We start from the raw sequence: 13824 nt of genomic DNA on the forward strand, positions 1-13824 counted from the left end.
GTCTCCGTCACCTTGTCGGAATCACTCAACGGGAGACCCCCAGCCTGGGGTTGAGCACGGACTCCACGGCGCGTCCGCACAGCGTGAACGCGAGGGCCACGACGGCGATGGCGAGTCCGGGCGGAGCGAGGTACCACCAGTTGCCCGCGCTGACCGCGCCCGCCTCGCGCGCGTCCTGGAGCAGCCCGCCCCAGGAGACGACGGTCGGGTCGCCGAGGCCCAGGAAGGCGAGCGTGGCCTCGGTGAGGATGGCGTTCGAGATGACGAGCGTGGTCTGCGCGAGCACCAGCGGCATGACGTTGGGCAGGACGTGCCGGCCCATGACGTGACCGTGGCCGCCGCCGAGCGCCTGCGCGCGTTCGATGTACGGGCGTGACTCCACGGCCAGGGTCTGGGCGCGGACGAGCCGCGCGGTCGTCGGCCAGGTCGTCACGCCGATCGCCAGGATGATCGTCCAGATGGACTTGGACATCACCGAGGCGAGCGCGATGGCGAGCACCAGCGTCGGCATCACCAGGAACCAGTCGGTGACCCGCATGATGACGGTGGAGTACCAGCCCTTGAAGTGCCCCGCGGTGATCCCCACGACCGTGCCGATGGCCACCGAGAGCACGGCCGCGAGCAGCCCGACGGTGAGTGAGATCCGCGCGCCCCACACGAGCAGGCCGAGCAGATCGCGCCCGAACTGGTCTGTCCCGAGGGGGAATTCACCGCTCGGCGACTCCATCGGCTTGCCCGGCGCGTCGGTCACGCTCTGCGCGTCCGAGCCGACCAGTAGCGGCGCGAAGACGGCGACGAGCGCGATGACGACGAGCGCGGCAAGGCCGAAGAGCCCCGCCCGGTGGGTGCGGTACTCGCGCCAGAAGCGGGCCACGGAGTGCCGCCTGCGGGTCCAGGCGAGCGCCCGGGGGCTCTTCGCGACCGGGACCTCGGGGGCCTCGGGCTCAGTTGCTTCGGTCGTCATCGGCCCACCCTCGGGTCGAGCAGCGGATAGATCACGTCGGCCAGGGTGTTCATCAGGATCACCGCGGCGGCGAAGACGAAGAACAGACCCTGCACGAGGGGCAGGTCGGGCACGCTGAGCGCGGCGTAGAAGAGCCCGCCGAGCCCCGGCCAGGAGAAGACGGTCTCGACGAGGATCGCGCCCGCCACCACCGTGCCGAGGTTCACGAACATCAGCGTGACGGTGGGCAGCATCGCGTTCGGGACGGCATGACGACGGCGTACGAGATCGTCCCGCAGCCCCTTGGCGCGGGCGGTCGTCAGATAGTCGCTGCCCATCTCGTCGAGCAGGGAGGACCGCATGACGAGGAGCGTCTGCGCGTATCCCACCGCCACCAGGGTGACGACGGGGAGCACCAGGTGGTGCGCGACATCGATGACGTACGCGATGCCCGTCTCGCCCCCCGATTCGAGCCCGCCGGTCGGGAAGAGCCCGGGAATCGGACCGATCCCCACCGAGAAGGTGATGATCAGAAGCAGCCCGAGCCAGAAGGACGGCACGGAGTAGAGGGTGAGCGCGAGGCCGGTGTGGACACGGTCCCCGAGCCCGCCGTTGCGCCAGGCCGTGCGGGTGCCGAGCCAGATGCCGATGAGGGTGTAGAGCACGAACGCGGTGCCGGTGAGCAGGAGCGTCGCGGGCAGCGCCTCGGTGATCTTCTCCATCACCGGGGTGTGGAACTGGTAGGAGGTGCCGAAGTCGCCGGTGAGCGCGTTGCCGCAGTAGTCGAAGAACTGCGTCATCACCGGCTGGTCGAGGCCGAACTCCTTGCGCATCGCGTCCAGCTGTTCGGCCGATACGCGCTTTCCGCCCGTCATCTGCTTCACCGGGTCACCCGGGATGAGCCGGAACAGGAAGAAGCTGGTGACGAGGACGGCGAACAGCGAGACGGCGGCGCCGCCCAGCTTGCCCGCCACGTACTGGAGATAGGCGCGGGTGTTGCGGGCCCGGGGGCCGCGGGCCGACGGCCCGGCGAACGCCGGATCGTCGGTCGCCGCGGCGCCCTCGGTGTCGAGCAGAGCGGGATTGCTGTCAGCGGTCATGCGTTACTCGCGGTCCTCTGCGGTCGAACGGCGGCGCAGGGCGAACAGGACTCCGCCGCCGACGAGCACCACCGCGGCGGCGGCGATACCGATGATGACACCGGTCGAGCTTCCATCCTTGGAGGAACTCTTCCCATCCGCGGGCTCCGCCGACCACCAGGACCAGTAACCGTCCTGGCCGTAGATGTTGCCCGCGGCCGTCGGCATGGTGGTGATGGACTTGATCTGGTCGGTGCGGTAGGCCTCGACGGCGTTCGGGTACGCGAGGATGTTCATGTACCCGGAGTCGTAGAGCCAGGACTGCATCTCCTTGACGGTCTGCGCGCGCTTGTCCGGGTCGTACTCGGCAAGCTGCTTGTTGTAGAGCTCGTCGTACTTCTTGTCGCAGATGAAGTTGTCGGTGGAGGCGCTCTCCTTGGCCTTCACCGGGAGCGCGGCGCAGGAGTGGATGCCGAGCACGAAGTCCGGGTCCGGGTTGACCGACCAGCCGTCGAACGCGAGATCGTACTCACCCGCGTACCAGGGCACGGACACATCATCGAGGCAGTTGACCTTGAGCCCAATACCAAGATCACCCCACCACTCCTTCAGATACTTCCCGACCGCCTTGTCGTTCGGGTCGGTGGCGTGACACAGGATGCGGAAGTCGAGCGGCTTCCCGTCCTTGCCGACGCGCTTGCCGTCGCTGTTCTTCTTGTAGCCCGCCTCGTCGAGGAGTTGGGCGGCCTTCTTGGGGTCGTACGACAGCTTCTGATCGGCGGAGGGCTTCCACGCGTACTCGGAGAAGCGCGGCGGAATGTAACCCTCGCCCTCCACGGCCTGCCCCTGGAAGACCTTGTCGACCAGCGCCTCACGGTCGACGGAACGGAACAGCGCCTGACGCACCTTCTTGTCCAGGAGCGCAGGGTGGCCGTCACCGAACTTCTTGCCGTCGCGGGTCTTCGCGCCGGGGTTGGTGGCGATGGCGAAGAAGCGCCGCCCAGGCCCTTCATTCACCTTCACGTTCTCCGTGCCCTTGAGCTCGGCGGCCTGCGCGGGGGTGAGGGCGGGCTGCCCGGCGACGAAGGACACCTCGCCCTTCTTCAGCGCGGCGACGGCGGCGTCCTGGTCCTTGTACGTCTTGAAGACCAGCTCGTCGAACTTGGGCGTGCCGCGCCAGAAGTCCTTGTTGGCCTTCAGCTTCACGTACTGGTCGGTCTTGTAGTCCGTGAGTTCGAACGGACCGTTGCCGACCACGGGGAAGGACTTGTCGTTGTTGAACTTGGAGACGTCGTCGACCTTCTCCCACACGTGCTTGGGGACGATCGGCACATCGAGCGCGGCCATGGTGGCCTGCGGCTTCTTGAGCTCGATGACGAGCTTGGTGGGGCTCGGCGCGGTCACCTTCTTGAAGTTGGCGACGAAGCCGGAGTTGGCGGTGGCGGTGCCTTCCTTGGACATCACCTTGTTGAACGTCCAGGCGGCGTCCTCGGCGGTGGCCTTCTTGCCGTCCGACCACTTGGAGTCGCCCCGGATGGTGTACGTCCAGGTCAGCTTGTCCGCGGAGGGCTCCCACTTGGTGGCGAAGCCGGGGATCGCGTGGTTGTCCTTGGCGTCGTAGTTGGTGAGGTACTCGTAGGTGAGTCGGTGGATGCTGGTGCTGAGCAGCCGCTGGGCGAGGAAGGGGCTGAGCGAGTCGACGCTCTGGGCCACCGCGACGGTGAGGGTCTTCTTGCTGTCCGCCTTCGCCTCGGCCTGTTGAGGCGCCGGGTTGAGGGGAGAGGCAAGCCCGGCGGTCAGGGCGAGGGCTCCGGCTCCGGCCGCCAGGAGGAGGGGGAGGCGTGCGGGTGCCTTCGGGGGCGCCTTGGTGGTGGGGTGAGACCGATGAGTCCGTGTTCTGCCGTGCTGATCTTGTGTGTCCATGGGTCGGTGACCTCGCGTCATCGCTCGCGCAGAGATGGCTAGTTGATCAAGGAACGCCAGCTGGTTGATGTGTGTGTCTACCAGCGCCAGTCTGCGTCAGTCAACGGCAGGTGAACCCCATGTGGCCTGCGGAAATAACGAGTTGACCCGTATTTCATCCGCATTGGTCAAGACCTGTGAAGCGTGGCTGGTCGGGGGGTGATGGTGGGGGGAGGGGCAGGTGGGGGAGGGGCGGCGGGTGGGTGCTGCGGGTCGGCTACGGGGCGGGCGCCTTGGCGTTCCTGCCGCTGCGGTCGGGCGGTACCCGTGGCCCTTCTGCCGCGTCGGCATGTGCTGTGCCCGTGGTCGGCTTGCCCGCCGTGGCCCTTCGCCCGCGCCCCTTCTGCCGCGTCGCCCGCGCGGTTCCCGCGGTCCGCCTGCCGGCCTTGGTTCCTTCGGTGCTTGGGCAAGGCTGCGGGGTAATCGGGTGGGTGGGCGGGAAAGTCTGTTCGTCAGCGGAGCTGCGGGGCGCCGGGACAACGGGCTGGGCCCGCACCAGGGGTCGGTGCGGGCCCAGTTGAGATCGGCGGAGGCGAAGGCTACTGCTGCGGCGCCTCCGGCGCGGGAGGCTGCGGGGGCTGATACGGAGCCCCGGGCTGGAACGGCTGCCCAGGCTGAACAGGCGGAGGCGCCGCAGCCCCCTGCGGAGGAGCTGCGTTCTGCCACCCCTGCGGAGCCCCCGGCTGCTGCGGATACGGCTGCCCGCCGGGCTGCGGGGACTGCGGCTGCTGCGGCTGAGGAGCGTACGGCTGCTGAGGCACCTGCCCAGGCTGCGGCGCCTGCCCCGGGTAAGGCGCCTGCCCAGGCTGCGGCGCCTGCCCAGGCTGCGGCGCCTGCCCCGGATAAGGCTGCTGCCCAGGCGCAGGCGCCTGCTGACCGGGATAGGCCCCCTGGCCAGGCAGAGGCGGAGCCACGACCGGCGGCGGATTCCCATCCGAAGTCCACAGCCCCTGCTGCTGCTGAGCCCGCACAAAGTCCTCCGCCACCATCGCGGAGAGATTGAAGTACGCCTCCCGCACCTTCGGCCGCATCATGTCGAGATCAACCTCGGCACCAGCAGCAAGATGCTCATCAAACGGAATGACGACAACGCCCCGGCACCGCGTCTCGAAGTGCGACACGATGTCGTCGACCTTGATCATCTTCCCGGTCTCACGGACCCCGGAGATGACAGTGATCGACCGCGAGACAAGGTCGGCGTACCCATGCGCGGACAACCAGTCCAACGTCGTCGACGCACTGCTGGCGCCGTCCACAGACGGCGTAGAGATGATGATCAGCTGATCGGCGAGATCGAGAACACCCCGCATGGCGCTGTAGAGCAGCCCCGTACCCGAGTCGGTCAGGATGATCGGATACTGCTTCCCGAGCACATCGATCGCACGCCGGTAGTCCTCGTCGTTGAAGGTCGTCGAGACGGCCGGATCGACGTCATTGGCGATGATCTCGAGCCCGGACGCGGCCTGCGAGGTGAAGCGCCGGATGTCCATGTACGAGTTGAGGTACGGGATCGCCTGCACGAGGTCACGGATGGTGGCCCCGGTCTCGCGGCGCACGCGGCGCCCGAGCGTACCGGCGTCGGGGTTGGCGTCGATGGCAAGGATCTTGTCCTGCCGCTCGGTGGCGAGCGTGGAGCCGAGCGCGGTAGTGGTGGTGGTCTTACCGACGCCACCCTTCAAACTGATGACGGCGATGCGATAGCAGGACAGCACCGGAGTCCGGATCAGCTCCAACTTCCGCTGCCGCTCGGCCTCTTCCTTCTTGCCGCCGAGCTTGAACCGGGACCCACCGGCAGCGGGCCGACTGCTCTTGGCCTTGGGCTTGGTGTTGCGCAGCAGCCGATCGGAGGACAACTCGACGGCAGCGGTGTAACCGAGCGGCGCGCCAGGGTTGGTCCGCTCCCGCTGATCATGCTGCACGGCCTGCGGCCAGGCGGCACCGGTACGGGGATCGACGGGCGGCTGAGGCTGAGCCGGGGGCTGCTGGGCCTGCGGCTGAGGCTGGGCATGGGGCTGCTGCTGAGCCGGAAGAGGCTGCTGAGCCTGCGGCTGCGGCTGCACGGGAGCAGGCGGCTGCGGCTGCGGCATAGCCTGCGGCAGCGGCTGCTGGGCCTGAGGCGCGGGCGGCTGGGGGAACCCGTACCCGGCAGGCGGAGCCGGAGCGGGCGTGCCCTGCTGAGGGAACCCATACCCGGCGGGCGGAGCTGGCGCGGCGGGAGCCGGAGTAGGCGTCACGGGAGCCGGAGCCGGAGCAGGAGCCGGGGCAGGAGCGGCCGCACCGCCCTGCGGGAACCCGTACCCACTGGGAGGAGCCGACGCATCAGCAACCGGCGGCGTGGGCGCGACCGGTGAGGGAGCCACGGGCCCGGTGGGCGAGGGCCAAGCCGGCGGCGCAGCCTGAGGAGCCGACTGCTGTACGGGCGCAGGGGCAGGGGCAGGCGCGGGCTCAGCCTGCTGCGGCACGGGCGGCTGCACGGGCTCGGCAGCCGGCGTCGGCTCGGCAGCCGGCGGCGGAGCCGAGGCCTGGCCGGGCACGGGCCACTGCGGCGCCGAGGTGGGCGCGGCAGGCTGGAAGGCGGGCGGCAGCGGCGGAAGCCCACCGTTCGGCGCGGGCGGCGGAGTCCAGGAGGGCGGAACGGAGTCCTGCACCTCATCGACGGGCGGCGCGGCAGGTACGGCGTCCTGAGGAGCAGGTTCCTGCGGAGCAGCGTCCTGCGGAGCAGCGTCCCGGATCTCGTCAGCGACATCACCAGAATCGCCGGAATCGCCGGAAGCACCAGAATCGCCGGAGCCCTCGACGTCATCATCCGAATCATCAGAGGCAGAAACGCCCTCGTCCGACTCATCCGCGTCCACGGACTCTCCAACAGGCTCACCAGAAGGCGGCGCATCGTCACCGAAGGAGAGTCCGGCTGCGGCCAGAAGAGACGACTCAGGCTGCTCATCACCGAGGCCAAGGTCAGCCTCATCCGACTCGTCTGCACCCGAGGGCTCCGAAGACCCCAAGGACTCCTCAGGCTCAGAGGGGGAACTGGAGCCGGCGGCCCGCTCCTCGATCTCCCGCTTCAGGGCAGCAGAGGAGAACCGCATGGTGGCGCCACTCTCAAGATCGCCACTGCTGTCGGCAACAGGCTCAACCACAGGGGAAGGCGTGGCAGAGGGCGCCACCTCAGGCTCGGCCTCTGCCTCGGCCTCAGGCTCCGCCTCTGACGCAACCTCAGGCTTAGGAACAACACCGGTCACATGCACGGAGGAGGCGACACCGGCAACGGCACCACTCCAGTCGGAGGCACCCCCCGAAGGCGAACGGCTCTCAGACTCGGCAGGAGCAGGATCCGCAGAGGGAACCGGTGCCGGAGCAACAGGCGCAGCCCAGTCAGCCCGCGGCTGGAACCCGCCGCCCACAGGCAGCTTCGGCACAACGGCAGGCGGCCCGACAGGCGGAGACTGCGGAGCCGGAGGCTCCGGAGCAACGGGCGGAGCGGCAGGCTCCGCAGCAGCCGAAGGCGAAGAAACCGGCGGAGACGAAGGCGAGGAAGGTGACGAAGACGGCACAGGCGAAGCCGAAGGAGTCTCCCCCGCACTGCCGGACGCGTTCTGCGTGTACCAGGCAGGAGGGGCGTAGTCGATGGTGAACTCGCCCGTAGTCTCGGCTGCGGACTCCGCGTCGGACTGATCATCGACGGGTGAATCCCAGCCCCCGCGGATCTCGTCCCGATCGCTGTTCACAATGCCTCCTGGTGTGGTCGAGCACCCTCGTGCCGTGGTGGGGGGCGACCGTTCCTGTCGTCCGATCCGCCTTGGCTCTCCCCGTGATGGACGCGCACCACCCACTCGCGGGTTCTGGCGTCGCGCCCAGTCCCAGCCTAATCACCAAAACCACCAGCACGGCAGGGCAGCCCACCCCACGAATACTGTCCTCTCCGTCACGCTCCCCACGGGAGTGATCCGCGTATCCCAAACCGGGACGGATAAATCAACCAACAAGCATCGAATGCCTGCTAATTCGCATCCTCAACCGACACCGACCCTCCGCTCAATCCATCCTCCGCGCCGTACCCAACAATCCGGTCTCGGCGTCTGTGGGCTGCGTCATCACGTACTGCCGGTCACGATCGGCACACCACAAAGTGACCCCGTCGGCAAGCGTCGGCAATGCCTCGACATCACCGCGCGGCAGCCCCACGGACCGCCCGATCTGGACCGCCTCATCCGGTGAGACCCGCTGCACGCCGACGAGCCGGGCCTGTCGAATCAGCCGGGGCGCGACCGGACTCAGATAGGGCAGCAGCGTCAGGACTGACTGCCAGGGTCCGGAGACCACGCGCCCCCGGGGCGGCCGCATCCCGCAATCCCGCACCACGAGCACGGGACTTCCCGCTGACGCGCCCTGTGGGGGCACCCGCCCCACGTCGTGCACCGACATCCCGCTCGGGCCGACACCGAGGGCTGCCACGAGCTGGGCCCAGGCGGCGGCCCGACCGGTCTCCACGGCCACCCGCGCTCCCGTCGCGGCGGCCCGCAACGCGATGACCTGCGCCGTCCACAGCCCTCCGATCAGCAGCACGTCGTATGGCGTAGGCCGGTTGATGCCGAGAACCGAAGGCTGGCCCTGTGCGTCCACGCCGATCACGACGCCGTCGTCGCCGATGGGCAACGCCAGCGCGTCCACCTGCTCGGCGGAGAGCGCGTGGCGGCGATGCCGAGGCCCGAGCAGCCCGAATCCACTGCGGAGCGCCGTGCGGAACGTGTTGCCCGGATCGGGCGACGGCGGCGTGGCTGGGGTGGTCGGATTCGTGACGGCCATCAGCGGGCACCTCCGAGCGGCAGAGTGGCGAGCATCCCGGGCAGCTGCTCGCGATCGAGCCTGACCAACCCCGTACCGGCCTGCCGGGCCCCTCGCTCCAACGCGTGCCGAGCCGCCTCGAGTTCGGCGTCACTGCGCCCAGTCACGCGCACGTGCCCGCACAGCGACACTTCCTGCCGTTCCCCTTGGCGCAGGGTGAGGCTGAACGTCGTGGCCAGTGTAGGAACGGCGGTGAGCAACGCGACGAGCTGCGGCAGCGACGGACCGCCCGCGTTCCCCAGCTGTGGCCAGCGCCGGACCCAGTAAGTCGTATGGCGGCGGTTGTCGCAGCGCCACGCACGTGCGGATTCCTCCGTCCTGCGCTCCGGCAGCTCGGTCCGCCCAGCCTCCGCCGTGACGAGGGGATTGGCGCCCGCCGAAGTGGCGATGGCGGCGGCCACCTGCTCCTCCGTCAACGCTGTGGCCCGAAACCCGGCCCCCGTCAGCCGACTCGCCAACTGATCCATGACACGCACCACACACTTCTGGGCCCCTACGAGGCCGCCTCCGCGCGCCGCCACCGCCTCGGGGCAGAGCTCGGGATCGAGCTTCAGCGCAACCCATGTGATCCGTACGGCGGGTGCTCCGGTCTGAGCCTGAAGGGGCGCGTAGTTGCTGACGGCCACGGACTGCTGGGGGAGATGCAGTGCGGGTGCCGGCTGGGCGTGCTGCACGATCTGCGCCGACTCGAGCCGGATCCCGTCCACCTCCAGGGCATCACGCACGAGCCCCACCGGCAGCGGCTGGCGCCCGCGCTCGGCCCGCAACGCGGTGGCATCCGACTCCACTTGGAGCACAGCGGTCACGAACGTCCCGTCACCGACCATCCCCACCTGTCGCCGGTCCCGGTCCGCGTAGGCATACGTGCGCAAGGCCGGGTCGCACTCGACGGCCGGGGCGAAGGCAGGCTCCGTCCCCGGCGGTATCGGGGCGCTCAGCGCTCGCCGTCTGCGTGCCCGCAACGCCCGCGCGGTACCGAGCCATTCGGGCCACGCGCGGCCACGACGGCGTACGACAGCGAGCAGCGCCAGCACGGCTGCGACGACAGCGGTCGGCACGACGGCCAGCGGATCGATCACCCATGCGGTCAGCAGAAGCGCTGCTGCGACCTCGATCAACACAAGTCGTTGCAAGCGAAACGACCCGAACTGCGCTGAACGTGACCGGAGATGGAAGGTGACGGCACCTCGGCCTGACGGCGCGCCGCCACCAACGGGCTCTGCCTGCCCCGGGCCCCCGGACCCTGACGGCCCCCGAGCTCCGGTCCGCGCTGCGGAAGCCATCAGTCCAACCCCCCGTAAATCTCCCGAATCCCCCTGGTGGTCAAGGAACATGCACCCCAGGAGTGCCTGGGAACCTTACCCACCCCACACGCGCGATTACTCAACAGGCATAGTAGGGGCCGGGTCTGACAACGGAGGGTGGGGGTCGCGTGCCCCCGGCGCTGCACGGGGGAGAAGCAGACACTCATGGCATCACGGCGGGACGAACTCAACGCCTACACCTTCGCGAAGCGCCGCACGCTGGCGTCCTTCATCCAGCCGTCACCATCGGGTTCGGAGGAAGGCGCACCTCGCCCGCTGCGTGGCGTGGTTCCCGGCATCATCGTCGGAGTGATCGTCCTCGCCGTCTTCGGCGCGTGGGGCATGTTCAAACCGGCGGCCAAGCCCGGCTGGGACAAGCCGAACGAGCACGTGATCATCGCGAGCAAGTCCACGACGCGATACGTGGTCCTGAAGACGGACGGCAAGCGCCAACTGCACCCGGTCCTCAACATGGCCTCGGCGAAGCTCCTCCTCGACGCCGACAAGGGCGACGTCATCAACGTCGACGAATCGGTACTCGACAAGGGCAAGATCCCGCACGGGGCCACCATCGGCATTCCGTACGCTCCCGACCGCCTGCCCTCCGAGTCCGAGGCTGGCTCCGCCAAGCGATGGGCGGTGTGCGAGCGTCCGGGCGAGGGCGGCAGGGCGATCCAGAAGGCCGCGTTCATCCTGGCGGAGCGCGACCAGAACAAGACCGAGGGCAGCGAACGGTTGCGCGGTGGTGAGCTGCTGTACGTCGTCGGGCCAGACAAGGTCCGCTACGTGGTGGACGCTCACGGGATGGCGTACCGGATCGCGGAACGGGAACGGCTCGAACTCCTCCTGCGCACAATCGTCGATTCAGGCCGTCAACCGCAGCGGGTGTCCAAGGAGTGGCTGGACACGCTGCACTACGGCGACCCGATCTCCTACCCGAAGGTGGAGGGAACTCCCGGAGCGCCGGCCAATGTGGAGGGCCTCCAGGACCAACAGGCGAACAGGGTCGGCATGGTCCTCAAGGCGTCTGATGGGGCAGGTATGCAGCACTACGTCGTTGAGCGCGGACGGGTCGCCCCGGTCTCCGACTTCACCGCGAAACTGCTTCTCAGCAGCCGCGACCTGCTCTCTCTGCGCCAGGACGGCCACGCCCGCGACCTGAGCACCGGCGCTTTCACCCCCGACCGCGAGGCATTCGACGCGTCGTACAAGTGGCCGAGCCATGCGCCGAAGGCCACCAACGAAGCCTCCGCCGACGCAGGCAGCCGCAATACCGTCTGCAATGTCCTGCGCAAGGTGGACGGCAACGACGGCGACACCACGCTCAGCACATGGGCGGGAACGGACTTCCCCGCAACGCTGCCCACGGGCTCGTCCAGCGCGTACGTCACGGCTGGGTCAGGCCTGCTGTACCGGCAGTTCACGGGCTCGGAGCCAAAGGTGGGCGGCGTCTTCCTCGCCACGGACACGGGCCTGCGCTACGCGATGCAGTCCAACAGCGACAGCGCGACGAACGATGAGGGCATCGGCACCACGGCCAAGCAGCGCAAGCAGCAGCAGGCAGAGGCGCGACAGGCGCAGACCCGCCTGGGCTACGCGAATACGGACGTGACTCCGGTACCGGCCCCATGGTCCACATTCCTCCCCACGGGCCCGCGTCTCTCGACCTCGGCGGCACGCCAGCCGCAGGGTTCCTAGGCCGGAGGGACGCCGACGATGACGTACGCATACGGGTGGCCGCGCGTGACAGCGGCCACGGCAGCAGCCCTGACAGTGATGACGACGGCGTTCGCCGCGTCTCCCGCGGCAGCCGCGGGAGCGGAGCAGTGCACGTTCCCGTCCAAGAAATACGAGGGCCGCCCCTGGGCACTGCAGCGCGTTCTCCTGGACGAGTTGTGGCGTCAGTCCACTGGAAAGGACGTACGGGTGGCGGTGATCGACACAGGGGTGGACGTCAAGAACTCTCAGATCAAGAGTGCGGTGGACGTGTCGAAGGGCCGCAACCTGCTCCCCAAGAACATCAAGGACGAGAACGGCGACAAGATCAAGCGCGGCAAGGAGAACGGCACGACGGATGAGGTCGGTCACGGCACGCGCGTGGCGGGCATCATCGCCGCCCGCCCGGCCGAGGGCACCGGCTTCGTGGGCCTGGCCCCCGACGCGACGCTGATCCCCATCCAGCAGAACGACGCGGAGGGCCACGGCACGGCAGAGACCCTCGCGGCAGCAATCGACTACGCGGTCTCCGCCGACGCGGACATCATCAACATCTCCCAGGACACGGCCAACGCCGTGAAGCCGACCCCGATCCTGAAACGGGCAGTGGACAGGGCGCTGGCGGATGAAAAGGTGATCGTGGCCTCCGCAGGCAACGACGGCCTGGGCGGCAACGTCAAGCGGACCTACCCGGCTTCCTACGAAGGCGTATTGGCGGTAGCGGCATCGGACCGGAACAACGAACGGGCCGCGTTCTCCCAGTCGGGCGAGTTCGTGGGCGTGGCGGCCCCGGGCGTGGACATGATCTCCACTGTCCCCGACGGCGGCCACTGCTCGGACAACGGCACAAGCTTCTCGGCCCCGTACGTGGCGGGTGTGGCGGCCCTGATCAAGTCCAAGCACAGGAACTGGACGTCCCGCCAGATCACGGCCCAGATCAAACAGACAGCGGAACGCTCGGTAGCGGGCCACGACCGCCTGGTCGGCTGGGGAGTGGTGGACCCGGTCCGAGCCCTCACGGAGGACGAGCACCCGATCGAGACCCCGAGGGCCGAGGAGGCCATCACTCGCGCGAAGGCCCCAACTCCCGCTGAACTCCACCTCGGTGAGACGTCAGAGGAGCGTACGGCGCGGATCGCTACGTACGTGGCTGTGGGGGCGGGGGTTGTGGTGGCGGGGCTTGCTGGGGCGGGGGTGGCTGTGCGGGATTGGCGGCGGCGGGGGCGGCGGGGTCTGGGAGCCAGATAGGCCCGTGGCGCGGATTCGTGTACGGCTGCACGCCATGGACTCTTAATCCGGCGGCGCTCGTCTCACTCTCGGACGCCCAATTCCAAGCCGTGCTCCCGGAGCCGATGCCATGCGCCTGGGCAACTACGGGCAGTAGCCGCTGGAGAGTCGGACGTGGTCCCAGACCTCGGCCGCTACGAACCCCAGGGCAGTTCAGCACTGTCCGGATGAGGAGGAGTACGTGAGGTTCTTGGGCAGAGCCAGTCACGGCCCAAACCCCAGACGCTGGAGCCTTCCCGCCGGGGTCCTCGCTCAGTGGGTTGTGTTCGCCCAGGTCAAGGCAACTCTCACCGTCCGGGCACCCTGTCGACATGTCAGGATATTGAAGGCTGGCAGCCCTCAAACCCCCTCTCAGTCCTTCGCGGAGGCGGGGACGGTCGAGGGGATCTTGGGCTTGTTGGTGCAGTTGAAGGCGTCGGCCATCACCTTGGCGGAGTGCATCAGATGTTGGAGGTGGGTGCGGGTGCTGGGGTCCGTGGTGAGGTGGTCCGTCATGCGCCCTTCCAACGGGACTTCATTCAGCTGGGACCCGGGGCTTCCGGGTACTCCACACCTGACGTAGACGTAGTACTGCATCTCGCCGAGGAGATGGTGTTCCCAGTAGGCCAGCTTCACATCGGGCCCGACGCTGATCACGGTCCTCTTGGTGTCGCGGTCGGACCTAGGGGATCTCCCGAAGTCGTAATTA

Annotated in this window: 9 protein-coding genes; 2 read left to right on the top strand and 7 right to left on the bottom strand. The window is 68.6% G+C overall.

Going from position 1 to position 13824, the window contains the following annotated elements; translation table 11 throughout:
- Window positions 1-25: 25 nt before the first annotated feature.
- The 6 genes from ACWGI2_RS36135 to eccE form a co-directional block, all read right to left on the bottom strand.
- A complete protein-coding gene (locus ACWGI2_RS36135) occupies window positions 26-964 on the bottom strand; it encodes an ABC transporter permease (protein ID WP_453700072.1) in 939 nt (312 codons plus the stop codon).
- Window positions 961-2043: an ABC transporter permease gene (locus tag ACWGI2_RS36140; RefSeq protein ID WP_453400879.1), complete on the bottom strand. Its 1083-nt coding sequence runs from the start codon at window positions 2041-2043 to the stop codon at window positions 961-963. The genes ACWGI2_RS36135 and ACWGI2_RS36140 overlap by 4 nt, the downstream gene beginning before the upstream one ends.
- 3 nt (window positions 2044-2046) lie before the next feature.
- A complete protein-coding gene (locus ACWGI2_RS36145) occupies window positions 2047-3945 on the bottom strand; it encodes an ABC transporter substrate-binding protein (RefSeq protein WP_453700074.1) in 1899 nt (632 codons plus the stop codon).
- Between the two features lie 578 nt (window positions 3946-4523).
- The gene (locus ACWGI2_RS36150; RefSeq protein WP_453700076.1) at window positions 4524-7712 is read right to left on the bottom strand and encodes an SCO5717 family growth-regulating ATPase; all 3189 of its coding nucleotides are present in this window, start codon (window positions 7710-7712) and stop codon (window positions 4524-4526) included.
- Between the two features lie 307 nt (window positions 7713-8019).
- Window positions 8020-8790: a hypothetical protein gene (locus tag ACWGI2_RS36155; protein ID WP_453700078.1), complete on the bottom strand. Its 771-nt coding sequence runs from the start codon at window positions 8788-8790 to the stop codon at window positions 8020-8022.
- Entirely contained in the window at window positions 8790-10112 is a 1323-nt protein-coding gene (gene eccE, locus ACWGI2_RS36160) for a type VII secretion protein EccE (RefSeq protein WP_453700079.1), read from the bottom strand. Before eccE ends, ACWGI2_RS36155 begins: the two co-directional genes overlap by 1 nt.
- A gap of 186 nt (window positions 10113-10298) precedes the next feature.
- On the opposite strand from eccE, the gene eccB reads away from it, so the two are divergent.
- Both eccB and mycP read left to right on the top strand, forming a co-directional pair.
- Window positions 10299-11831 carry a type VII secretion protein EccB gene (gene eccB, locus ACWGI2_RS36165; protein ID WP_453700081.1) on the top strand — a complete coding sequence of 511 codons (1533 nt, stop codon included), beginning with the start codon at window positions 10299-10301 and terminating at the stop codon, window positions 11829-11831.
- An 18-nt stretch (window positions 11832-11849) separates the two neighbouring features.
- Window positions 11850-13097, top strand: a complete 1248-nt coding sequence (gene mycP / locus ACWGI2_RS36170; RefSeq protein ID WP_453700083.1) for a type VII secretion-associated serine protease mycosin — start codon at window positions 11850-11852, stop codon at window positions 13095-13097.
- 390 nt (window positions 13098-13487) lie between these two features.
- Here mycP and ACWGI2_RS36175 read toward each other — a convergent pair whose 3' ends face one another.
- Window positions 13488-13772 carry a hypothetical protein gene (locus ACWGI2_RS36175; protein WP_453700084.1) on the bottom strand — a complete coding sequence of 95 codons (285 nt, stop codon included), beginning with the start codon at window positions 13770-13772 and terminating at the stop codon, window positions 13488-13490.
- Window positions 13773-13824: the final 52 nt, after the last annotated feature.

The organism is Streptomyces sp. NPDC054866 (assembly GCF_053610745.1).